The 23,026-nt window shown below is 31.5% G+C and carries 22 protein-coding genes; 12 read left to right on the top strand and 10 right to left on the bottom strand.

Annotated elements, in window-relative coordinates; all coding sequences use genetic code 11:
• Positions 1-48 precede the first annotated feature (48 nt).
• From ACOQN8_RS07235 to panC, 3 genes are read right to left on the bottom strand one after another with little or no spacing between them, the layout of a single operon-like run.
• Positions 49-960, bottom strand: a complete 912-nt coding sequence (locus tag ACOQN8_RS07235; protein ID WP_420552184.1) for a lysylphosphatidylglycerol synthase transmembrane domain-containing protein — start codon at positions 958-960, stop codon at positions 49-51.
• Positions 961-992: 32 nt separating this feature from the next.
• On the bottom strand, positions 993-1,343 hold the full coding sequence (gene panD / locus ACOQN8_RS07230; RefSeq protein ID WP_101903293.1) for an aspartate 1-decarboxylase: 351 nt from the start codon (positions 1,341-1,343) through the stop codon (positions 993-995).
• A 50-nt stretch (positions 1,344-1,393) separates the two neighbouring features.
• Positions 1,394-2,239, bottom strand: coding sequence for a pantoate--beta-alanine ligase (gene panC, locus ACOQN8_RS07225; protein ID WP_420552183.1), 846 nt, complete (start codon positions 2,237-2,239; stop codon positions 1,394-1,396).
• A 96-nt stretch (positions 2,240-2,335) separates the two neighbouring features.
• On the opposite strand from panC, the gene ACOQN8_RS07220 reads away from it, so the two are divergent.
• From ACOQN8_RS07220 to glmS, 3 genes are read left to right on the top strand one after another with little or no spacing between them, the layout of a single operon-like run.
• Positions 2,336-3,154 carry a glycogen/starch synthase gene (locus tag ACOQN8_RS07220; protein WP_420552182.1) on the top strand — a complete coding sequence of 273 codons (819 nt, stop codon included), beginning with the start codon at positions 2,336-2,338 and terminating at the stop codon, positions 3,152-3,154.
• Positions 3,155-3,162: 8 nt separating this feature from the next.
• On the top strand, positions 3,163-4,731 hold the full coding sequence (locus ACOQN8_RS07215; protein ID WP_420552181.1) for a DUF4270 family protein: 1,569 nt from the start codon (positions 3,163-3,165) through the stop codon (positions 4,729-4,731).
• A gap of 10 nt (positions 4,732-4,741) precedes the next feature.
• On the top strand, positions 4,742-6,598 hold the full coding sequence (glmS, locus tag ACOQN8_RS07210) for a glutamine--fructose-6-phosphate transaminase (isomerizing) (protein ID WP_420552180.1): 1,857 nt from the start codon (positions 4,742-4,744) through the stop codon (positions 6,596-6,598).
• Between the two features lie 55 nt (positions 6,599-6,653).
• On the opposite strand, the gene ACOQN8_RS07205 is transcribed toward glmS, so the two are convergent.
• Positions 6,654-7,613: an endonuclease/exonuclease/phosphatase family protein gene (locus tag ACOQN8_RS07205; RefSeq protein WP_420552179.1), complete on the bottom strand. Its 960-nt coding sequence runs from the start codon at positions 7,611-7,613 to the stop codon at positions 6,654-6,656.
• 331 nt (positions 7,614-7,944) lie between these two features.
• Between ACOQN8_RS07205 and ACOQN8_RS07200 the strand changes: the two genes are divergently transcribed.
• Positions 7,945-8,271, top strand: a complete 327-nt coding sequence (locus tag ACOQN8_RS07200; RefSeq protein WP_420552178.1) for a hypothetical protein — start codon at positions 7,945-7,947, stop codon at positions 8,269-8,271.
• Positions 8,272-8,353: 82 nt separating this feature from the next.
• On the opposite strand, the gene gdhA is transcribed toward ACOQN8_RS07200, so the two are convergent.
• Entirely contained in the window at positions 8,354-9,697 is a 1,344-nt protein-coding gene (gene gdhA, locus ACOQN8_RS07195) for an NADP-specific glutamate dehydrogenase (protein ID WP_420552177.1), read from the bottom strand.
• Positions 9,698-9,886: 189 nt separating this feature from the next.
• On the opposite strand from gdhA, the gene pheS reads away from it, so the two are divergent.
• The 3 genes from pheS (at position 9,887) to ACOQN8_RS07180 (ending at position 12,833) form a co-directional block, all read left to right on the top strand.
• On the top strand, positions 9,887-10,906 hold the full coding sequence (pheS, locus tag ACOQN8_RS07190; protein ID WP_150899411.1) for a phenylalanine--tRNA ligase subunit alpha: 1,020 nt from the start codon (positions 9,887-9,889) through the stop codon (positions 10,904-10,906).
• Between the two features lie 64 nt (positions 10,907-10,970).
• Positions 10,971-11,366 carry a hypothetical protein gene (locus ACOQN8_RS07185; RefSeq protein ID WP_235275603.1) on the top strand — a complete coding sequence of 132 codons (396 nt, stop codon included), beginning with the start codon at positions 10,971-10,973 and terminating at the stop codon, positions 11,364-11,366.
• 102 nt (positions 11,367-11,468) lie between these two features.
• Positions 11,469-12,833, top strand: coding sequence for an alanine/glycine:cation symporter family protein (locus tag ACOQN8_RS07180; protein WP_420552176.1), 1,365 nt, complete (start codon positions 11,469-11,471; stop codon positions 12,831-12,833).
• On the opposite strand, the gene ACOQN8_RS07175 is transcribed toward ACOQN8_RS07180, so the two are convergent.
• From ACOQN8_RS07175 to ACOQN8_RS07160, 4 genes are all read right to left on the bottom strand, one after another.
• Positions 12,796-14,550, bottom strand: a complete 1,755-nt coding sequence (locus ACOQN8_RS07175; protein WP_420552175.1) for a M28 family peptidase — start codon at positions 14,548-14,550, stop codon at positions 12,796-12,798. The two genes, ACOQN8_RS07180 and ACOQN8_RS07175, sit on opposite strands and share 38 nt — an antisense overlap.
• 316 nt (positions 14,551-14,866) lie before the next feature.
• The gene (locus ACOQN8_RS07170; protein ID WP_420552174.1) at positions 14,867-15,217 is read right to left on the bottom strand and encodes a HopJ type III effector protein; all 351 of its coding nucleotides are present in this window, start codon (positions 15,215-15,217) and stop codon (positions 14,867-14,869) included.
• A gap of 83 nt (positions 15,218-15,300) precedes the next feature.
• Positions 15,301-15,999 carry a M50 family metallopeptidase gene (locus tag ACOQN8_RS07165; protein ID WP_420552173.1) on the bottom strand — a complete coding sequence of 233 codons (699 nt, stop codon included), beginning with the start codon at positions 15,997-15,999 and terminating at the stop codon, positions 15,301-15,303.
• Positions 15,983-17,965: an AAA family ATPase gene (locus ACOQN8_RS07160; protein WP_420552172.1), complete on the bottom strand. Its 1,983-nt coding sequence runs from the start codon at positions 17,963-17,965 to the stop codon at positions 15,983-15,985. The genes ACOQN8_RS07165 and ACOQN8_RS07160 overlap by 17 nt, the downstream gene beginning before the upstream one ends.
• A gap of 112 nt (positions 17,966-18,077) precedes the next feature.
• Here ACOQN8_RS07160 and aspS point away from each other — a divergent pair, with 112 nt between their 5' ends.
• Positions 18,078-19,841 (top strand): aspartate--tRNA ligase, encoded by a 1,764-nt coding sequence (gene aspS / locus ACOQN8_RS07155; RefSeq protein WP_420552171.1) that lies wholly within the window; start codon positions 18,078-18,080, stop codon positions 19,839-19,841.
• Between the two features lie 32 nt (positions 19,842-19,873).
• Here the strand turns inward: aspS and ACOQN8_RS07150 are convergent, their stop codons facing one another.
• Positions 19,874-20,347 (bottom strand): OsmC family protein, encoded by a 474-nt coding sequence (locus tag ACOQN8_RS07150; RefSeq protein WP_420552170.1) that lies wholly within the window; start codon positions 20,345-20,347, stop codon positions 19,874-19,876.
• Positions 20,348-20,463: 116 nt separating this feature from the next.
• Here ACOQN8_RS07150 and ACOQN8_RS07145 point away from each other — a divergent pair, with 116 nt between their 5' ends.
• The 4 genes from ACOQN8_RS07145 to ACOQN8_RS07130 are packed head-to-tail and all read left to right on the top strand — an operon-like array spanning position 20,464 to position 23,026.
• Entirely contained in the window at positions 20,464-20,934 is a 471-nt protein-coding gene (locus ACOQN8_RS07145) for a DinB family protein (protein WP_420552169.1), read from the top strand.
• Positions 20,935-20,938: 4 nt separating this feature from the next.
• Entirely contained in the window at positions 20,939-21,628 is a 690-nt protein-coding gene (locus ACOQN8_RS07140; protein WP_420552168.1) for an ArsR/SmtB family transcription factor, read from the top strand.
• A 38-nt stretch (positions 21,629-21,666) separates the two neighbouring features.
• Positions 21,667-22,224 carry a hypothetical protein gene (locus tag ACOQN8_RS07135; protein ID WP_420552167.1) on the top strand — a complete coding sequence of 186 codons (558 nt, stop codon included), beginning with the start codon at positions 21,667-21,669 and terminating at the stop codon, positions 22,222-22,224.
• On the top strand, positions 22,196-23,026 hold the full coding sequence (locus ACOQN8_RS07130) for a tetratricopeptide repeat protein (protein WP_420552166.1): 831 nt from the start codon (positions 22,196-22,198) through the stop codon (positions 23,024-23,026). The genes ACOQN8_RS07135 and ACOQN8_RS07130 overlap by 29 nt, the downstream gene beginning before the upstream one ends.

Here is a 23,026-nt window from a genome sequence, read left to right as displayed (position 1 = left end):
ATTTTTTAGGTAAACGAATCACGATTAAAAAACCCTACTTATATTTTTTTATTTTTTATTATAAAGTGGTAAAAGTAAAAATGCTAATCCTCCAAATACAATAATCATTGCTGTTTGAGCAGTCCACATTATCCATCCAAAAGCTGTCGCTGGCTCTTCTGAAACTCCAAATAAAGCCAAAGCTCCTGCTACTGCTACTGGATATAAACCAACACCTCCATTGGTAGCTGCAATACTAAATCCTCCTGCAATAAATCCTATTAATACTCCTCCAAAAGGAACTTGTAAACCTTCAATTGCTGGAATTGTTGCCCAGAACATCATCACATACATTACCCAAATAAATACTGTATGGAAAATAAATGCCCATTTGTGTTTCATTTTAAAAATACTCGTAACACCTTCTACCAAACCAGAGACGAAGCTTTTAATTTTTAAACCAATTCCCGATTGTGCTTTTTTTACATAACGAGTAAAAACAAAACCTCCTAAGACCAATAAAGCTAGAAGAATTCCAATTTTTATTGGGTCAAAGTTTTTAGTTAAAAGTTCATATATGAAATCAAACTGAACAAATAATGTAATTGTAATAATTAATAACATCATTACTACATCTGCGATTCTTTCTGCAACTATAGTTCCAAAACCTTTTTCAAAAGGAATACCTTCATAATTAGTCATAACAGCAGCTCTAGAAACCTCACCAGCTCTTGGCACTGCATAATTTACTAAATAAGCTACCAATACTGCCATTGTACTATTTCCAAGATCGGGTTTATAACCTATTGGCTCTAATAAAAACTTCCAACGGTAAGCTCTTGATAAATGACTTAAGATTCCAAAAAACAACCCTAAGGCAATCCACCAATAGTTGGCGTCTTTAAAATATTGTAATAAAGTATCTATTGATACTTTTGACAATGAATACCAAACTAAAAAACCTCCCAAAACGAGAGGCAATATAACTTTTAAGACTTTTTTTAAATTCAAAATTAAGTAAGGGTATTATCCGCTTCATTAGGAAATACTAAAGATGGCTTAAATTTCTTAGCCTCTTCTAATTCCATGAAAGCATAAACTATTAAAATTAATACGTCTCCTTTAGCAACTTTTCTTGCAGCTGCTCCATTTAATGTAATTTCTCCACTTCCTCTTGGTCCAGGAATAGCATAAGTTTCTAAACGTTCTCCATTATTGTTATTCACAATTTGAACACGTTCTCCTTCTATAATACCTGCAGCATCCATTAAATCTTCATCAATGGTAATACTTCCTATATAATTTAAATCGGCACCAGTAACTTTTACTCGGTGGATTTTAGATTTTACTACTTGAACTAACATGGCACAAAAATAGTTGTTTTTTGATGATTAATAAGTTGTTTTTGACGAAATTATTTCAGCTTGATATTATCAATCAAACGAATATCTCCTGCAAAAACGGCTATAAAAGCACGATATTTTTTCTTAGGCTCAAAATTCGTTACAGTTTCTAAAGTTTTTTCGTCTGCAATAGTAAAATATTCCAAATCTAATAAAGCTTCTTTTTTAAACTGTTTTTTTACCCATTCTGTTAATTCATTTGCATCTTTTATGCCAAATTTTTTCTTTACTTTTTTTAACGTTTTATAAATAAAAGGAGCTATACTTCTATGTTCTTCTGTTAAACGAGCATTTCTAGAGCTCATTGCCAAACCATCTTTTTCTCTATAAATATCACAACCTTTAATTTTTACAGGCAAATCATATTTTTTGACTAATTTTTTTATGATTTGTAATTGTTGAAAATCTTTCTTTCCAAAATAAGCTTTATCAGGCGTTACTATCTCAAATAATACTTTAACTATAGTACCAACTCCATCAAAGTGTCCATCTCTAAACTTACCTTCCATTTGGTGTTCTAGCCCATCAAAGTTGAAACTTTCCGACACTATATTTTCCTCATATATTTCTTCTACAGATGGAAAAAAGAGCACATCACAATTTACACTTTCAAGCAACTCAACATCTTTGTCAAATGTTTTAGGGTATTTTAATAAATCTTCTTTATTATCAAACTGAGTTGGATTAACAAAAATACTTACTACTGAAATGTCATTTTTCTTCTTTGCTCTTCTAACAAGAGATAGATGCCCTTCATGTAAAGCCCCCATTGTAGGTACAAATCCAATTGATTTCTCCTCTGCTTTTTGTTTAGATAAAAAATCTATTAATTCTGATTTTTTTTTGAATATTTTCATTCTTTAATCCTTGGAATACGTGCAAAATTAGCAATTTAACACCATTTTAGCATAAAATTTCGTATTTTTGCACCTTCAATAAAAGAGACAGATTTAATGAAGGATAAGAGAATACTATATGTTTCATCTGAGGTAACACCTTATTTACCAGAAACAGAATTATCGTCTACTGCATTTAACGTTGCTAAAAATGCACATTCTAAAGGAGTTCAAACTCGTATTTTTATGCCTCGTTTTGGGGTTATAAATGAACGAAGACATCAATTACACGAAGTAATTCGTTTATCGGGTATGAATCTAATTATTAACGACATGGACATGCCTTTAATTATCAAGGTTGCTTCTATTCCAAAAGAGAGAATGCAAGTGTACTTCATTGATAATGATGAGTATTTTAAGCGTAAGGCTGTTTATTCTGATGAAGATGACAAGTTATTTGACGATAACGACGAACGTATGATTTTCTTTGCTAAAGGAGTTGTGGAAACAGTTAAAAAATTAAACTGGGCACCAGACATTATCCATGTTCATGGATGGATGGCTTCTTTACTTCCATTATATTTAAGAGAATTTTATAAAGAAGAACCATTGTTTGCAGAAAGTAAGATTGTAACTTCGCTTTACAATAGTAGCTTTGATGGTGAATTAAATGGTGAACTAGCTAATAAAATTCGTTTTGATAAAATTGAAGGAACAAAAGTATCAACTGTAGAAACACCAAACTATATTAATATTTTAAAGAGTGCTATTGAAAATTCAGATGCTATTGTAAAAGGTAGCGAAGTTTTACCTGAAGAAATTGAAAGTTATATTAACGAAAAAGACACAAAAGTCTTAGAATTTCAATCAGAAGAAGCTTTAACTGAAGCATATTTAGAATTTTATAAAGAGAACGTTTTAGAATTAAGCGAATAATATACAAAATGATTAGAAAAATTGGTGTTTTAGGTATTAGCCTGCTATGTTTTGCGGCTATTATATCGTGTGAAAAAGATTTTAGCGACATAGGAAGTAGTGTTGTAAACAATACTAAGTTTGATACTGGTGAAGTTTTATTAGACGTAGAAATAACTCCAGTAGATATTCAAAGTGTTAGAGCTGATAATATTGCTATTGGTAGATTAGGTGAATATTGGTTAGGTGTATATAAAAATGACAATTACAAAGCCATTGAATCGTCTTTTGTAAGTCAATTAACATTACTTACAAACCCAAAAACAGAAGATGTAAAGGCTGCTGTAAACAATGGAGAAATAGATTCTATTTTTACCCTTGATAAAGTAATACTTAAATTACCATATACAGCAACAAATATTGGAAAGGAAACAGATGGAAAACCTAAATTTAGATTAGATTCTGTTTTAGGAGACCCAACAATACCAACTACGTTAAAGATATTTAGAAACGGAACTTTCTTAAATACTTTAGATCCTAATAATCCAGCTAATCAAAATAAATTTGAGTCAAACCATTCATATATTGAATCAGAATTACTAACTGAAAATACTGGATTTAGTTTTACTCCTAGTCCAAAAGACACTATGTTAGTTTTAACAAGAAATATTAGTAATGGTAATACTTATAAAGATACTATTAAACTTGCTAACAAGGCACCATTTTTAGCTATTCCGTTAGATATGACTCGTATGAAAGAGCTTTTTTGGGACAAGTTTAAAGACAGCGAATTTGCTTCTTCTGATGCATTCAATGATTATTTTAGAGGTTTAATAGTAAAATCTGAAGGATCGAATGGATCAATGGTACCTTTAAGCCTTTTAGGAACAAATGCTTCTGCAACTTTAGACTTCCATTATACAATTACAACTTTTGAAAAGAAAGATGGACAGGCTAACTTAGTTTTAAAAGACACTTTACCAAATACATATTCTTTCCCTTTAACTGGTGTAAGAAATAGTATTTATAAAATGAGCCCTGTAGTTACTCCAGCACCTGCGAATAACTTTATAATTCAAGGAACATCCGGAACTGCAGCTAGCATAAAAATCTTAGACAACACTAAGCTTAATGATTTAAGAGCTAATAATTGGTTAGTTAATGATGCTACCTTATCATTTTACATTAACCAAAATATTAATACTGATAAAAACTTATTACCTCAAAGATTATTTATTTATCAAAATAAAGACAATGGAAATGGAGGGTTTACTCCAACTCAAATAACAGATGCTTATAGAGAAGCAGCTTTATTTGGAGGTAATTTAGTGATAACAGAAGACAAACCTGAAAAATATACTTTTAAAATAACAGATTATATTTCTGAATTGCTTGATGGCACAACTAGTGACATTTCTCCTTTAATAATGAAAGTTTACAATAACCCTACTGACAATCCTATAACAAATAATGTTTTAGATGTTAATGTAAAAACTTACAACTGGAACCCTAGAGGGGTAACACTATTAGACGGAAATGAAGCTGCCAACACAACTAAAAGAGCAGTATTAAAAATATCATATTCAAAAGAAAAATAATTAAATAGTTATGTGTGGAATAACGGGGTATATAGGACATAGAGACGCTTATCCTATTGTAATAAATGGATTAAAGCGATTAGAATACAGAGGTTACGATAGTGCTGGTATTATGATGTATGACGGAGATGTTATGCATTTATCAAAAACCAAAGGAAAGGTTGCTGATTTAGAAATCATAACCAATAAAGAAGAAAAAAGAAAAGAAGGTAAAATAGGTATTGGTCATACTCGATGGGCAACTCATGGTGTGCCTAACGACGTAAACTCTCACCCTCACTTTTCTGAATCGGGAGATTTAGTAATTGTTCATAATGGAATTATTGAAAATTATGATACAATTAAAAAAGAGTTAATTAGTAGAGGATATACTTTTAAAAGTGATACTGATACAGAAGTATTAGTAAACTTAATTGAAGAAGTAAAGAAGAATGAAGGATGTAAATTAGGTAAAGCCGTTCAATTAGCACTTACTAATGTAATTGGAGCTTACGCCATTGCTGTTTTCGACAAAACAAAACCTAATGAATTAGTAGTGGCTCGTTTAGGAAGTCCTATTGCTATAGGTGTTGGTAAAAACAATGAAGAGTTTTTTGTTGCTTCTGACGCTTCACCTTTTATTGAATATACTAAAGATGCTATCTATTTAGAAGATGGTGAATTAGCTATCATTAAAAAAGATAAAGGAATTAAAGTTCGTAAAATTGATAACGACAAGGAGATCGATGCAAACATCCAAGAACTTCAATTAAGCTTAGAGCAAATTGAAAAAGGTGGATACGATCACTTTATGTTAAAAGAAATATACGAACAACCAAAAGCTATTATAGATACATATAGAGGTAGAATGCTTGCTGATGAAGGTATCATTAGAATGGCTGGTGTTAACGATCATATTTCTAAATTTTTAAATGCAGACAGAATTATCATCATTGCTTGTGGTACTTCTTGGCATGCTGGTTTAGTTGGAGAGTATCTTTTTGAAGATATGGCTCGTATTCCTGTTGAAGTTGAATATGCTTCTGAATTTAGATATAGAAACCCAATTATTACGTCAAAAGACGTTGTAATAGCTATATCACAATCTGGAGAAACTGCTGATACATTAGCTGCTATTAAATTAGCTAAATCTAAAGGAGCATTTGTATTTGGAGTATGTAATGTTGTAGGATCGTCTATCGCTAGAGAAACACATGCTGGAGCTTATACACATGCTGGTCCTGAAATTGGTGTTGCTTCTACAAAAGCGTTTACAACTCAAATAACGGTATTAACATTAATAGCCTTAAAACTTGCACAAGCTAAGGGTACTTTATCTGCATCTGCTGTAAATAAGTATTTACATACAATGCAACAAATACCTACCCAGGTAGAAAAACTATTAGAAATAGATTCTAAAGTTCAAGAGATTGCAAATGTTTATAAAGATGCAACTAACTGTTTATATTTAGGTAGAGGTTTTAACTTCCCTGTTGCTTTAGAAGGAGCATTGAAATTGAAAGAGATTTCATACATCCACGCAGAAGGATATCCTGCTGCCGAAATGAAGCACGGACCAATTGCACTTATTGACGAAAACATGCCAATTTTTGTGATTGCTACAAACAAAGGTCATTACGAAAAGGTAGTTAGTAATATTCAAGAGATAAAATCTAGAAGCGGTAAAATTATAGCTATCGTAACTGAAGGAGATGTAACTGTTAAGGAAATTGCAGATCACGTGATCGAAATTCCTGAAACAGAAGAAGCTTTAACTCCTTTATTAACTACTATCCCACTACAGTTATTATCATACCATATTGCTGTAATGTTAGGTAAGAATGTTGATCAACCAAGAAACTTAGCTAAATCTGTTACTGTTGAATAAACAGAAGGTTTAATTATAAATAACAAAATCCCGAGAATTCTCTCGGGATTTTTTATTAATCGTCTTTTTCTAAAGTAATATACACAGGAAAATGGTCAGAAAAACCTCCTTTATACCATGGTCCTATATAGGTTCTAAACGGGCTTCCTTTGTATTTACCCCTATTGGTACGCAACCAATCTTTATTTAAAATTTTAGCCTTTAAAAATGTATGAGAACTCTTTTCTGAATCGAAAAAATCTCTAGAAAAGATGATTTGATCAAACAAATGCCATTCTCCAGAAAATGTTAGCGTTCCCTTTCCTTTTTCAAATAGTGATTTCATAGGATTATACAAGTTATCAGTAACTAAATACTCTTTAATACTTTCACTAGTAGGATCATCATTAAAATCGCCCATAACAATGAATTTAGCATCTTTTTCATCATGTTTGATTTCTTCGATAATCTTTCTAACTAATTTAGCTGCTTTAATACGATTAGGTCTTGTTTCTTCTTCACCATCTCTACGCGATGGCCAATGATTAACCAAAACATGAACTAGTTCACCATTCAACCATCCTTTAACAGCTAATACATCACGAGTATAATCAATCTCTCCTTCTTCATCTGTTAAATGCAGGGTATGAGTTTCTGAAGAAACCACTTCAAAAAAGTCTTTGTGATAGAGCAAAGCAACATCAATACCTCTTTCATCTGGAGAATCGTAATGCACAAAATCGTAATTGTATACTGATAGATTCTTGTGCTTAATTAAATCTTTTACCACTCTACTATTTTCAACCTCAACCAAACCAACTAAAGCTGGAGGATAAGCTGACTCCTTATTACCTAATTGGCTAATAACAGATGATATTTTCTTTATTTTGTGATAGTATTTTTTTTCATTCCATCTTCTTTTACTTAATGGTGTATAATCATCATCGGCAATAAATGGATCATTTACAGTATCAAATAAATTTTCTACATTATAAAAGGCAATTGTATGTACCTTTTTTCTCTTTTTAAGTGACATTTACTAATAATTTATCTTTCGAAAGTACAAAATATACTTCAGCAATAAACATAAAGCTAAACTTCAATTTTTACGACTTTATGATAAAATACTTCTAAAACATCAAATTCGTTAAAAAAAGGAAAGTTATGGTGCTTTCAATGCAATTTTTTCTTCCAAAAAAATACAAATACTCAATATTATCTGAATGTAAATTATTAAAAAAACAGCTATTTTTTAACTAAAAAAACATCTTTTACTAACGAATAAAAAAGAAGATAAACAACTAATTACCAATACTTTTACAACAGTTAAATTAAACACAACCATAACTAAATTAAAACCCTAAAAAATGAAAAAGCTATTAGTATTAGTATTTGTTACTTTAATCAGTACTTCAGTATTCTCAACAAATGAGAACCCTAACAAAAAAGAAATTAGAGCCAAAATCGTTACACTTTTAGGAAGTCCAGACTTCGCTATTAACAATGAAATAAAAACGATTGTAGAATTTACACTTAATAACAAAGGTGAGATTGTTATTTTAAATGTAGATTGTGAAAAAACACAAATATGTGATTATATAAAGAGTAGATTAAATTATAAAAAAGTTTATAATGTAATCATTCAATCTTCTAACGATGTTTATAAAATTCCTCTAACTATTAGAAACAAGTAAGAAGAAAAACAATCTCTCACAAAACAAAAACCTCATAGAAAATCTATGAGGCTTTTTTTATTATATATAAGTTATATAAAAATTATACAACTCCTTGATCTAACATTGCATCAGCTACTTTTACAAAACCAGCTACGTTAGCACCTTTTACATAATCAACATATCCACCTTCTTGTGTACCATATTTTACACAAGCTTCGTGAATACTGTTCATAATACCATGTAATTTACTATCTACCTCTTCTCTAGTCCAAGATAAACGTAATGAGTTTTGAGACATTTCTAAACCAGAAGTAGCAACCCCTCCTGCATTAGAAGCTTTTCCTGGAGCAAATAAAATTTTAGCTTCTTGGAATACTTCGATAGCCTCAGGAGTAGATGGCATATTTGCACCTTCAGATACACATATACATCCATTCTCAACTAATACTTTAGCCTCTTCTCCGTTTAATTCATTTTGAGTTGCACATGGTAAAGCGATATCAGCTTTTACTTCCCATGGACGCTTTCCTTCGAAGAACTTAGCATTTGGATATTTATTTACGTACTCAGAAATTCTTCCTCTCTTTACGTTTTTCAATTCCATTACAAATGCTAACTTATCAGCATCAATACCATCTTCATCATAGATGTATCCTTTAGAATCTGATAAAGTAACAACTTTAGCACCTAACTCAGTAGCTTTTTCACAAGCATATTGAGCTACGTTTCCTGAACCAGAAATAGCTACAACTTTACCTTCAAAAGAATCACCTTTAGTTTTTAACATGTTATCAGCAAAGTATACATTTCCGTATCCAGTAGCTTCAGGACGGATTAATGAACCTCCCCAAGTAGCTCCTTTACCAGTTAATACTCCAGTAAATTCATTACGTAAACGCTTATACTGTCCGAACATGTATCCGATCTCACGTCCACCAACTCCAATATCTCCAGCAGGAACATCAGTATCAGCTCCAATATGACGAGATAATTCAGTCATGAAAGATTGACAGAATTTCATTACTTCGTTATCTGACTTACCTTTAGGGTTAAAATCAGAACCTCCTTTACCACCACCCATTGGTAATGTAGTTAAAGAGTTTTTGAAAACTTGCTCAAATCCTAAGAATTTTAAGATTGATAAGTTTACAGATGGGTGAAAACGTAAACCTCCTTTATAAGGACCAATAGCAGAGTTAAACTCAACTCTATAACCACGGTTTACTTGTGTTTCTCCATTATCATCTACCCAAGGAACTCTAAACATTAAAACACGCTCTGGCTCAACCATACGCTCTAATAATTTCTTTCCTTGATATTTAGGATTGTTTTCTATAAACGGAATTACAGTTTCTGCTACTTCATGTACAGCTTGCAAAAACTCTGGCTCATATGAATTACGTCCTTTAACGTAATCCATAAATTCATTTATTTTAGATTCCATAAAATTAGTTGTTCTGTTATTATAAATTATAAACAATTTTATCCTGCAAATATAATTAATTTCCAATTCGTTAATTTCTATTTAACGCTTTATTTTATCTAATTCTACAACGATTTCGCAAACACTTTAAAAAGCAGTTATTTTTTCGCAAAAAAGCGTAAATTTGCAGCTTAACTTTTTGGAAAGATTATGTTAGATAAAGTAAAAGAACTGATTGGTGACGTTCAATCCTTTAAAGCTACCTCTAAAGAAGAAGTAGAAAACTTTAGAATTAAATATTTAGGTAGTAAAGGTTTATTAAAAGATTTATTTGCTGAATTTAAAAATGTAGACGCTGAACTACGTAAAGACTTTGGTCAGGCATTAAATAATTTAAAGAAATCTGCTGAAGGAAAAGTTGCTGAATTAAATGAGGCTTTAGAAAGTGCTATTGAAGAAAAAGGTGTTTATGGAGATTTAACTCGTCCATCAGAACCAATTAATTTAGGTTCTCGTCATCCTATTTCTTTAGTTAAAAATCAAATTATTGAAGTTTTCAATCGTATTGGTTTTACTGTTTCTGAAGGACCTGAGATTGAAGATGATTGGCATAACTTTACAGCATTAAACTTACCAGAGTATCACCCAGCACGTGATATGCAGGATACTTTCTTTATTGAAAAAAATCCTGACACTTTATTAAGAACACATACCTCATCGGTACAAGTTCGTTATATGGAAAACAACGAACCACCAATTCGTACAATTTCTCCGGGACGTGTATTTAGAAATGAGGATATCTCAGCAAGAGCTCACTGTATATTCCACCAAGTAGAAGGTTTATATATTGATACAGATGTTTCTTTTGCCGATTTAAAACAAACATTATTATACTTTACTAAAGAGATGTTTGGTAAATCGAAAATTCGTTTACGTCCTTCATATTTCCCATTTACTGAGCCTAGTGCTGAAGTAGATATTTACTGGGGATTAGAAACTGAAACTGATTATAGAATTACCAAAGGAACTGGTTGGTTAGAAATTATGGGATGTGGTATGGTAGATCCTAACGTATTGAAAAATGCGAATATCGATCCTACTAAATACTCTGGATATGCATTTGGAATGGGTATTGAGCGTATTGCTATGTTATTATACCAAATACCAGATATCCGTATGTTCTATGAAAACGATAAGCGTTTCTTAGAACAGTTTAAATCTGTAATTTAATTATACAAAAACACATAAAAGACGAAAGAACACAAGCTTTCGTCTTTCTTTTAATATAGTTTTAATGAGAAAAGATATTGAAATACCCGTAGTTACAAATGTTGAAATCGCTGTTGTTTTAGATAAAAACGAAAAGGATAATTCAGATGAATGGGGTGTATACATTATAAATAGAAAAGAGGTAGCTATAGAAATGGTTGTAATTGTTTCTCAAGGTTTTTCTGATACAAAAACAACTTCTTTATTCCGTAGAAAAATAGATGTTTTACCTGCGAACTCTTATTCTAAATTTGAAGTAATGCAGCCTGAATTATTTGCGTTAGACAACAGATTTCAGGTAAGTTTCTTTGAAAACAACCAATTACAAGACAAAACCTTCATCTTTCAAGCAGAAACAATTCAAGAAGGTTTCTTAAGAGATATTGATATTTTAGGCAAAAAAGGAGTACTTATTAAATAAGGACTTTAACTAAAAAATAAACAAAAGAACGATACTTGTGAATATCTAAGTATCGTTCTTTTTTTGTATTCACTTTTAGTACTTTAGCTAAAAATAGTTTTTATGCTGTCAGATATTCAAAACCTAGTGGCTCAGTTTTCTTCTTGGGTTTGGGGAATTCCTTTATTGATTTTATTAATTGGTGGTGGATTGTATTTATTCATCTACTCTGGCTTAGTTCCTTTTCGATATATGAGTCATGCTATTGCTATTTTGAGAGGAAAATACGACAAACACGATTCTCCTGGTGACTTATCGCATTACGAAGCTTTATCTTCCGCAATTGCAGCTACGGTAGGAATGGGAAATATTAGTGGTGTTGCCATTGCTATTGCCACAGGTGGTCCTGGTGCTATCTTTTGGATGTGGGTAAGTGCTTTTGTAGGAATGGCTACCAAGTTTTTTACTTGTAGTTTGTCGGTAATGTATCGTGGTAAAGATGAGACTGGTGATGTAAAAGGAGGGCCTATGTATGTTATTACTGAAGGACTCGGTAAACGATGGAAACCCTTAGCTGTTTTCTTTGCAACTGCTGGTTTGGTAGGAACACTTCCTGCTTTTCAGGCAAACCAATTAGCACAAACATTGGTAGATGTTTTTAAGGTAAACGAAGCGAATGAGTTTACTGCTAAACTTCTATTGGGAATATCAATAGCAATTATTGTATCTACAGTAATTTTTGGTGGAATTAAACGAATTGGAAAAGTAGCTGGAAAACTAGTTCCTTTAATGGTAGTTATCTATTTATTGACCGTTATAACAATATTGGTTTTAAAAATTGAAGACGTTCCTGCTATCTTCTCACTAATATTTACTGATGCTTTTACAGGTAAATCGATATTAGGAGGTGCTTTAGGAGCTTTAATTATCACAGGGGTAAAAAGAGCAGCTTTTTCTAATGAAGCAGGTTTAGGAACCGCTCCAATGATGCATGGTACTGCCAAAACTAAGGAACCTATACGAGAAGGTTTAGTAGCCATGTTAGGACCAGCCATTGATACTTTATTGGTATGTACTTTAACAGCTCTAGCTATTTTAGCTTCTGGTATTTGGAAAGGTTTTGATGGTAATGGAATTACCATGACATTGGCTGCCTTCGACTCTGTACTTCCTTACAACTCTGGAAGTGTTATTTTAACCATTTGCGTTCTAATTTTTGCTTTTTCAACCTTATTCACCTATTCTTTTTATGGTTATAGTTGTTTGAGCTATTTGACCAATTCAAAAATTGGGAAGTATTACAATCACATTTATGTGTTTGTCATTGTAATCGCCTCTGTAATTAAATTAGATTTTGTAATTAACTTAATGGACAGTGCCTATGCTCTAATGGCGATTCCAACAATTATTTCAACATTAATCTTAGCCCCAAAGGTTAAAAAAGCAGCGACTATTTATTTTCAGAAGTTAAAGACTGATTCTTTTTAACAAGCGCTTCTATTATTTTGGACGAAACAGAATCTATTGCTTTTTGCGTCTGTTCTACATCTGTAGTAAAAGTTGCATTGTTTTTTATCACATCTTCTGTTGTTTTGGCTGTTTTTACATACCAATCGTTCCAAGCATTGATAATTGCTTTTTGAGTTTTTAAAGAATCTCCCTTGCTTAAAGCTAACTCACTTTGCTTTTGCTCTTCTTTCAACCTAGAAAAAGCAGCTTTTTTAATATCCTTTAAAATTGCCTTTGCTGTTTTATCATTTGCATTAACTAACGAATATGCCGAAACCAAAGATGCAACTCCAACATTTTTTAAGGTTTCTTTTGATACTTTATCTAAACGATCATTATCGGTATGATAAAACTGATCTGTAAAATGCCAAAACAATACACTTGGAATATTCCTCTTTAAGAATGGAACGTGGTCACTTCCTCCTTCAAATGGGTTGGTATTTACTACCCAATTTGCGTGCTTTCCTTGTTTTTTAAATTTATCTATTAAAAAATCATTTAAGTAATGAGGTTTCATTTGACTCAATTTCATTTTCTGCCCACCCCATTCTGTGTGCTTATCATTTCCTCTGGTCCATATAGCACTTGGATCAGGCATTTTTTCAATTAAAAATGTTCCACCTGTTTTTTTAGTGTCCTCTCCTACCATATCTAAAGATATTCCCCATTTAATGTCTTTTGCTCTTATACTATCTTCTTTTACATATCGGTTGGTAGAAACAATTTCATCACCCCATAAAAAAGTTAGGGTTCTATTAGGCGAAAATCGTTTTTGTCCTTTCAATTTTGCTGTAAGAGTTGCCATTTCTAAAGCTACTCCAACACCTGTAGCATTGTCATTGGCTCCTGGCTCTTGTATATGTGCGCTAAAAACCAATCGCTCCTTAGGATATTGATTCCCTTTAATATCGGCAATAATCGTCAACTCTTCAGATGGGTAAACATTCGTCTTTACCATCACATCTAAAACAACTTTTCCTTCCTTAAGTTTTGCCTTTAATCTTTCTTTTGCTTCATAAGACATGGCTATTGCCCATGGCTTTATTGTTTCATTTAAAGGAATTGAACGAAATTGAATAGAAGTAGTATTCTTTTCTGGTTGTAAGTACTTTGGATTGCTATAAGTAATTAAACCAGCCGCACCACTTTCTACAATTGCTTGATTAAAAATTCTATATGGATGGGTTTCAGCAAAAACAATTTTACCTTTTATATCTAATGTTTTTAATTGCTTTAAATCTTTTACATAAACCACCTCAGCGGTTACCCCTTCCTTTGGCGTACTATAAGAATTTAAAGCAATCATATTTCTGTTGGTACTATGCTGTAACAATGAAGTATTATCTCCAACAATTTTTACAGTTGCATCTACAGATTCCCAAGTTGGTTTTTCTAGAGGTCTTTTTTCTATTCTATAAGTTAAAGAATCTTTGATAGTAGCATTTTCCTCTTTTACAAATCCAGCCTTTTCTAATTCTTCGGCTATTTTAAATACACTTTTATTAAACCCTGTATTTCCAACAACACGCCAATACTTTTCTACAAAAGAAGTGGTTTCGTAAGCTAAATCGCCCGTAAACTCTTTATTGAGAACATCGAAATAATTAGAAGGTTTTAAAACTTGGATTTCTTTTTCTTGTTTGCATGCTATAAAAGCAATTACAAACAGCATTGCTAGAAGGGTATTTTTAGACATAACTTTTTTTTTGAAAAGCCTAAAAATACACTTTTTGCATCAGAAAATTATATCAAAACTTCGTATTCAAATAATCTTTTTATAAAGTTTTCTTCACCACGGTATGTTGATACTTTCTTTTTTCTACGAAACCTTCAGCGAAGCTCGCTGATGCTCTCGCACAAATTCAGAAGTGCCAGCGAAGTTCGCTGATGCAATTGAAACTCGACGAAAGCTTCCCCGAAGCTCGCTGACGCTTTCGTACAACAACAAAAGCTCCCTGCAGTTTCGCTGATAGATTCTGCGAATTTTAAATGTTTATTCTGAAGTTTTTAAGTTATAATTCTTTCTCAACTAGTACTTCTTGCTCAAACACCAATCCTTCAAAACCAGTTTGCATAAAATTTCTAATGTTTTGATGATCTGTCCCGTTAGGATTTTCTAGTACATCTTTGAAGTAATACTGACCAAAGCATGCCAAAGTCTCTTCTTTTGTAAACTGCTGTTTTGTAGCAAAGGCAAATACTTTACAAGAGCCTAAATTTTGGGTAGCACTATTCTCTATGTTTCCATTTTTAAAAGCCGAAGGTGTAAATTCATACAAACCTTCTATAACTGCCATTGTTTCGGAAAAGATAATTGCTGTTGGTGTTGTTTTTAATTTATGGGTAAAATCTGCTAAGGTCATTTTAAATTCTTTTGCTGCAAATGAATAAAAAGATTCCTTGAAAAACGAAAGAACTATAATTTTAAACAGACTTCTCTTTATTGTTACTTTCTAAAATAGAACCGAATGCTTTTAAGTACAATATAAAAACTGATTACGATTACAATTAAAGCCCACATCCAATAAGTACCAAAAGTATTTTCAGCGATGGCTTGTGTATCTGAATTTTGAACCTGCCCGCCTCTTACAAACTGTTTGGTAAACAAATAATTTAACTGTAAGTAACTACTTAAAACAGATTGCATTCCTAAAAACAATAAGGTTCCCTCTTCTATTTTTTTATTCTTTAACAAAGTGATGATTATAAAAAGAACAGCAAAAGCTCCTAATACAATAACACCCCAATACGATCGTATCCATACAATTAACGACAATATGATTACTCCTATTAGAAGGCGCAATAAAATACTTGCACTCTTGGTATGCTTTGCACCAGCTATTAATACCGCACCTGCTATTGCCGGCCCTAATAAACCTCCAATAGCTACAATTGCATTCCCAATAGAAATGGGCATAAATGCATTACTTAGTGTGTAATAAGCAACTCCACCTCCATTTTCGTAGATTTCTAAATACTTAAAACTTCCTCCAACACAAATAGCGGTTAAACCATGTCCCATTTCATGAAACCAAGTTCCTAATAATCGAAAAGGATATTGGGCAATAGCAAAATAGGGTAACTGAAGTAATAAGAATACTAAAACTGCAATGGCAAGAATAATATAATTAAGTTGTTTTGTCATTGTTTTTAATAAAATTATACAGTTTCTCAATTAAGTTTTCAAGTACTTCATTATCTTCTTTTAAATCATCATAATTATAACTGCTATCAACAACAAAACGAGCTAATTTCTTTTTATAGTCACTACTTAAAGTACCTGATTTAGTCTTAAACTTTTTATAGTCACCTTCTTTTAGACCACATTCTTTAAATTCTTTTACATAAAATTCTCCTAGGCCCACATTTTTATATTCACTTCTCTGAAAATTTATTCCTTTAACTATCTCTATATTTGTTTCATTAGTTAACAATTCAAACATAAATTCTTTAACAATTTTTACAGGTAATAAATTTTCTATTTCTTTAACAATAGTGTTTTGGTATTTAAAGTTATCATTATTGGATAATTCTTCTAACACCTTTCTTCTCCTAAACTTTTCATCACCACTTTTCGCATTATCATTATCAGCCAGAAGATAAATTTTACTTGAAAGAGCAAAAGAATTGATTTTATCTTTAACTTCATTTCCATCAACCTCCTCTATTTCTTCTTTTGTTTCTTTAAATAGATAGTGTGCTATTAAATTCCCTCCATATTCAAAAAAAGCATAGTCAATATCTTCTTTTAGATATGGTAATTTATGTTCTTTACAATACAGTTTTAAAAACTTTGACAAGTACAATCTATCTGTAGGTCCTTCTACCCACAAAGAAGTGTTTGCTAAAAAAACAGAAGTATTATTTACCCCTAGTAAATCCAATGTTTCTTTACTCGGTTTAATTTTTGTTTTAATTAAATGTTTACCTTCTTCTATTTTTTGAAATTGAAAAAAAGAAACCTTATCGTTTCTTAAAGTTAAATCTAAAAAGTGATTGGAATGTGTGGTAAAAAAGAATTTTAGATTCTTATCTAAAATGTCTTTATTTGTTAATAATGTTTCAATAAATATTCTTTGAAACCCTGGATGCAAATTTGTTTCGGGTTCTTCTATATAAAATATTTCATTTTCAGAAGCAGTAAAAATAGGAAAGAGTAATAGTAATAAAGTTTGAATACCATCTCCTATTTCATTAGCACTTCGAAAATCACCATTGTCAATTGCTATTGATATTAAGTTTAATGATTCACTTGTTTCTCTTGCTAATAACTCAACTCTTTTTCCTTCAAAAAAATATTTACTTAAAAAAAATTCAAACTTTTCTATATCTCTTTTCTTAGGAGACCTTCCCATTTTATCTATTCTACCCCATAAATCCAACCCCGTTTCTAAACTTATATTATTAGACAAAGTTTTTTCTTTGAAAAAGACTTTTTTAACTGTATTTCTATACGCATGCTCTCCTAAGTGTTCTGTCGTCAATAAACTTCTTAAAATAGGGATATATGTTTTCTTTCTTATTTCATTTTTTTTTGCAAATCCAAGTTCTTCATCTAGTTTATTAAATAAATCAATATAAAACTTAATTTTTGTTTTTAATTCTTCACTTTTAATCTTACTTAACTCTTCTTCAAAATCCTTTAATTTTTCTTTATAAAGAAATAAACCTGAAAAATTTAACTCATTTTTTTCATTAGAATAAAGCTCATCAATAGTATTGTTTGTATCAATCTCATCAAAAACTAAACTTTTTATTTTATTTTGGATTTCCTTTAATTGGGTTTGACTAATTGTTCGCTCTTTATCAATTAAAATTGGGTTTTTAATCCTTAGTAAAATAGAATATATAGATTCATTTTTCGCAAAAAACACTTTATTAATATTTTCTAGTCTTAATAACCCTCTCATAAACCGACTCTTCCCAGAATTGTTAGCCCCAATAAAAAAATTAATATTATTCAATTCTAATTCTGATGAAGTATAAGTTACCTCCCTTTCTTTATAAGTTCCTTTGATAAACGAATTCTCCATTTCATCTAGGAAAAAATTAGGTTCTAATAATTCTATCGGAAGGTGTTTTTTATTAACTTTATGGATTACTAGTTTCATTAGCTCTTGTTTTTATCTCAAAAATATCATTTCTTTTTTATAAATGTTATTAAAGTTTATTTTTTAAGTTCCTAACATTTATCCTTAATTTTGCACCTCAAAATTTCAAGAAATGTACAGAACGCATACTTGTGGCGAATTAAGAGCTTCGCACATTAATACTGAGGTTACCCTTTCTGGTTGGGTACAAAAATCACGTGATAAAGGTTTTATGATCTGGGTAGATTTACGTGATCGTTACGGAATTACACAATTAATTTTTGATGAAGAACGTACTTCTAAAGAATTAATGGACAAAGCCAAAACATTAGGTCGTGAGTTTGTTGTTCAAGTAACTGGTACTGTTATAGAGCGTCAATCTAAAAATGCTAATATTCCTACTGGTGATATTGAAGTTTTAGTTACAAACTTAGAAATTTTAAACGACGCTAAATTACCTCCTTTTACTATTGAAGATGAAACAGATGGTGGTGAAGATATTCGTATGAAGTATCGTTATTTAGATATTCGTCGTAATCCAGTAAAAGACAGCCTAATTTTCCGTCACAAAGTATCGATGGAAGTTCGTAAATATTTATCAGATAAAGGATTTATCGATGTTGAAACTCCATATCTAATCAAGTCTACTCCAGAAGGAGCTCGTGATTTCTTGGTACCATCGAGAATGAATGCAGGTCAGTTTTACGCATTACCTCAATCGCCTCAAACATTCAAACAATTATTAATGGTTGGTGGAATGGATAAATACTTTCAAATTGTAAAGTGTTTTAGAGATGAGGACTTACGTGCCGACCGTCAGCCAGAGTTTACTCAAATAGACTGCGAAATGGCGTTTGTTGAGCAAGAAGATGTTTTAGAGATTTTTGAAGGAATGACTCGTCACTTATTAAAAGAAATTAATGGTGTTGAGGTTGATAAATTCCCAAGAATGTTATTTGACGATGCTATGCGTTTATATGGAAACGACAAACCAGACATCCGTTTTGGAATGGAGTTCGGTGAGTTAAACGAAGTAGCTCAGCACAAAGAATTCAAAGTATTTAACGATGCTGAATTAGTTGTAGGTATTGCTGTTCCAGGAGGAGCTTCATATACTCGTAAAGAAATAGATAAATTAATTAACTGGGTAAAGCGTCCACAAGTAGGTGCTTTAGGAATGGTATATGTAAAATGTAATGAAGATGGTTCTTTCAAATCGTCTGTAGATAAGTTTTACGACCAAGATGATTTAGCAAAGTGGGCTGAAAAAACTGGAGCTAAGCCAGGAGATTTAATCTGTATATTATCAGGAAGCACCAACAAAGTACGTGCACAATTATCTGCTTTACGTATGGAAATGGCCGAGCGTTTAGGTTTACGTAAACCAGACGAATTTGCTCCATTATGGGTAATCGATTTCCCATTATTAGAATTAGACGAAGAAACTGGTCATTACCACGCAATGCACCACCCGTTTACTTCACCTAAACCAGGACAGTTAGAATTATTAGATACAGATCCAGGTGCTGTAAAAGCAAATGCCTACGATTTAGTATTAAACGGTAACGAAATTGGTGGAGGTTCTATTCGTATTCACGATAAAGAAACTCAAGCGATTATGTTTAAACATTTAGGATTTACTGAAGAGGAAGCGAAAGCTCAATTCGGATTCTTAATGGATGCTTTTGAATACGGTGCACCACCTCACGGAGGGTTAGCATTTGGTTTAGATAGATTAGTAGCTATTTTAGGTGGACAAGAAACAATTCGTGACTTTATTGCCTTCCCTAAAAACAATTCAGGACGTGATGTAATGATTGATGCTCCTGCTACTATTGATAACGAACAATTACAAGAATTGAGTATTCAATTAGATATTCAACAAGAAGAAGCATAAAATATTTAAATCCCGCCTATTGCGGGATTTTTTTATGGCTTAACAATACATTCTGGATTGTGCTCAATTATAAAATTGACTGAGTTCGCTATAAAACAATATTCATTTGCTTTTTCATGTAAAGCTATTGCTTTTTCTTTCATAGAAGCTTCTAAAACTGTAACTGTAGGATTTAAAGTAACTTTTGAAAAACAACCTTTCCCTTTCTTATCAATTTCCATAACACCAGAAACAGCGTCTTTATAAGCTGTTATAATCACATTTTCTTCTGAACATAAATGCAAATACCAAAGCATATGGCAAGATGCTATTGCTGTAACTAAAAGTTCTTCCGGATTGTGTTTTTTACCATCTCCTTTAAAAGCTACATCCGATGAACCTAAAATTTGTGGTTTATCACTTATATTTATGGTATAACTTTTTTCATAACTTTTATAATTTAATGTTCCTTCTCCCTTATTTCCTGTCCAATTTATAGTTGCTGTATACTTATACTCGTTTTTCATAATTATTAACTGATTTATAACCTCAACAAAGAAAAAACAACAAAAACATTAATAGTTCATTTTAAAATGAAGTATAAAATTCTCCCTGAATTTACCTTTGTAAAAAAGCAAAACACATGGAGTCAAAATCAATCATTTTATTAAATTTTAAAGAAACTAGACGAAGAAGTATTAACGTATGGAAAGGAATTCCATCTGAATACCTTCACTGGAAACCTGATGCAAAAGCCATGAGCTGTATTGAAATGATACGTCATGTACTGGAAGGAGAACATTTATTTCATACTATTATAAAAAATAGAGGTAATTTAGGCAACTATACATCGCCATGGAAAGATTTAGCGTTTATTGATGTTAACCATGAATTACAATTCGCAGAATCATATAAAACGGAACTATACACAATGATAGAACAATTATCTGTGAATGATTTAAAAGACATTGTTATTCATCGAGAAGAAGTAAATCAAGTAAAAGAGTTAGGCGATTATTTAAACAGAATGGTGTATCATGAAGCGGTTCATACAGGTCAATTATTAAGTTATTTAAGAACCTTACACATTAAAAGACCACAAGTTTGGGATTAATCCTATGGAAAGTTTAGAAAACGATTTTAGCGAAATAGCAAGTCTTTTAGGTGATAAGTCTAGAGCTATAATGCTATGGAATTTACTAGATGGAAGAGCTTATACTGCAACTGAACTGGCTAACTGTAGCGGTATTTCTTTACAATCGGCAAGTAATCATTTAGCTAAACTTCTTCAAAAGAATATTCTTTCTGTAGAAAAACAAGGAAGGCACCGCTATTATAGGTTTAGCTCTCCTGAAGTAGCCCAAGTTATTGAATCTATGGCTAGTTTACTTTCCTTGCAAAAAGATTACACAAAGATTAAAAAACCCAAAGTTTCAGCATTTACCTATGCCAGAACATGCTACAATCACTTAGCTGGTGAAGTGGGCGTAAAAATTACTGAAGCATTGATTTCTCAGCAAATCATTACTCCTGTACATAAACAATATTCTGTTACCAGTATTGGAAAGCAATGGTTTTTAAACTTAGGTATTCATATTGAAGAAATTCAAAACTTAAAAAGATCGTTTGCACATCCGTGTTTAGACTGGAGTGAAAGAAAACATCATATTGCGGGTGCATTAGGAGATGTATTTTTAGAAGTAATGCTTCAAAAAGATTGGTTCAGAAAACATAAAAACACCAGAGAACTAATCTTAACTTCTAAAGGAAAACAACAATTGAAAGAACTTTTAAAAATCGACTTATAACCCGAAACTGTTAACAAGATTTTTAGTATTTTCATTTCATGAAAAAAAAGAAAATTGTTAAAGTAATTCTAATAGGTTTAGCCACTATTGTTATTGCTATTGCTGGAATAGCCCTCTATGGATATTTCTACATTAAAAAAGCGTATGATACCGAAAACAAACCCTTTAAACATTATGTTGGTTATATAGATACCGATAAGGCTCTTTTAAACGACACATACAAACTGTGTAAAGATGTTGGAATCATGCACACTTATAGCAGCGCTAGTTTAAGTGCATACAACGGTTCTAAAAAACAATTTAGAGACAGCCTTAATGCTACATTTAACGCCAACAGTACTTACACCGACTCTGGATACTTAAACTTTCGATTTTTAGTGAATTGTGAAGGAAATGCTGGTTGGTTTGAAATTATTGAAATGGATTTAGATTTAAATGAGTCTCCTTTAAACTCTAAAATGGTTGACAAACTTTTTAAGTTTACTTCAAACTCGAGTCATTGGAATGTTATTTCTTACGAAGACGAGCCTCATAACTATTATATGTATATCTCTTATAGAATTGAAAATGGAAAAGTTACTGAAATTATCCCTTAGTCTTATTGCACTTCTGTTAATGTTCTCATGTAAAAATGAAGCAAATACTCTTAGTAAAAGGCAACTTGCTGAAAAAAGATATAAAGAAGCCATTATGTTTACCCAAGGCTCAACTCCTTTTCAAAATGGAATTGTTGAAGCCTTAGAAATAGACCCAACTTTTGAACAAGGTGTTTACGAACTATCGGTTGCGCATTTAAAAAGAGGAATGCCTCATAAATGGAAACCTCAATACGACAAAGCACTGAAATTAGATTCTGTATACAGAATTCCTTGGAGAGGATATTTGTACTTATGGTTTTATAGAGATTATAAAAAAGCTATTGCCGATTTTGATGCCAGTGACGTTTTAACTCCTGATTTTATCGATGCTCCTCAAGGACTTAGCGTAGATGCTTGGCGAGGAATTGCTTATTTAGGTTTAAAAGATTACGAAAAATCTATTTATTATTTCGACAAATACATTACCAAAGAAATTAAAGACTTTAGTGAAAACTCTGTTGATGTAACTGCCTTTTTATATCAAGGTATTGCTTATCTTGAGTTGGGCAAATACGATAAAGCTCAGGCTTCTTTTGATCGTTTGATAAAGAACTCTTATGGTTTTAGTGCCGATGCTAAATATTACAAAGCTTTCATATTAAAAAAACAAGGAAAAATTGAAGAAGCAAAATCTATGATTGATACTGCTATTAAAGATTTTAACGAAGGTTATTATAATAAAAGACCTTACGTAGAAGCTTTAAGACAATTATATTTGGGTGACTTAACCGATTTTAAATCCTCTTTATCTAAACAATAA

This window comes from Tenacibaculum aiptasiae (assembly GCF_965221665.1).
In the GTDB taxonomy this organism is placed as follows: Bacteria; Bacteroidota; Bacteroidia; order Flavobacteriales; family Flavobacteriaceae; genus Polaribacter; species Polaribacter aiptasiae.
This window is presented reverse-complemented; position numbering and strand designations above follow the sequence as displayed.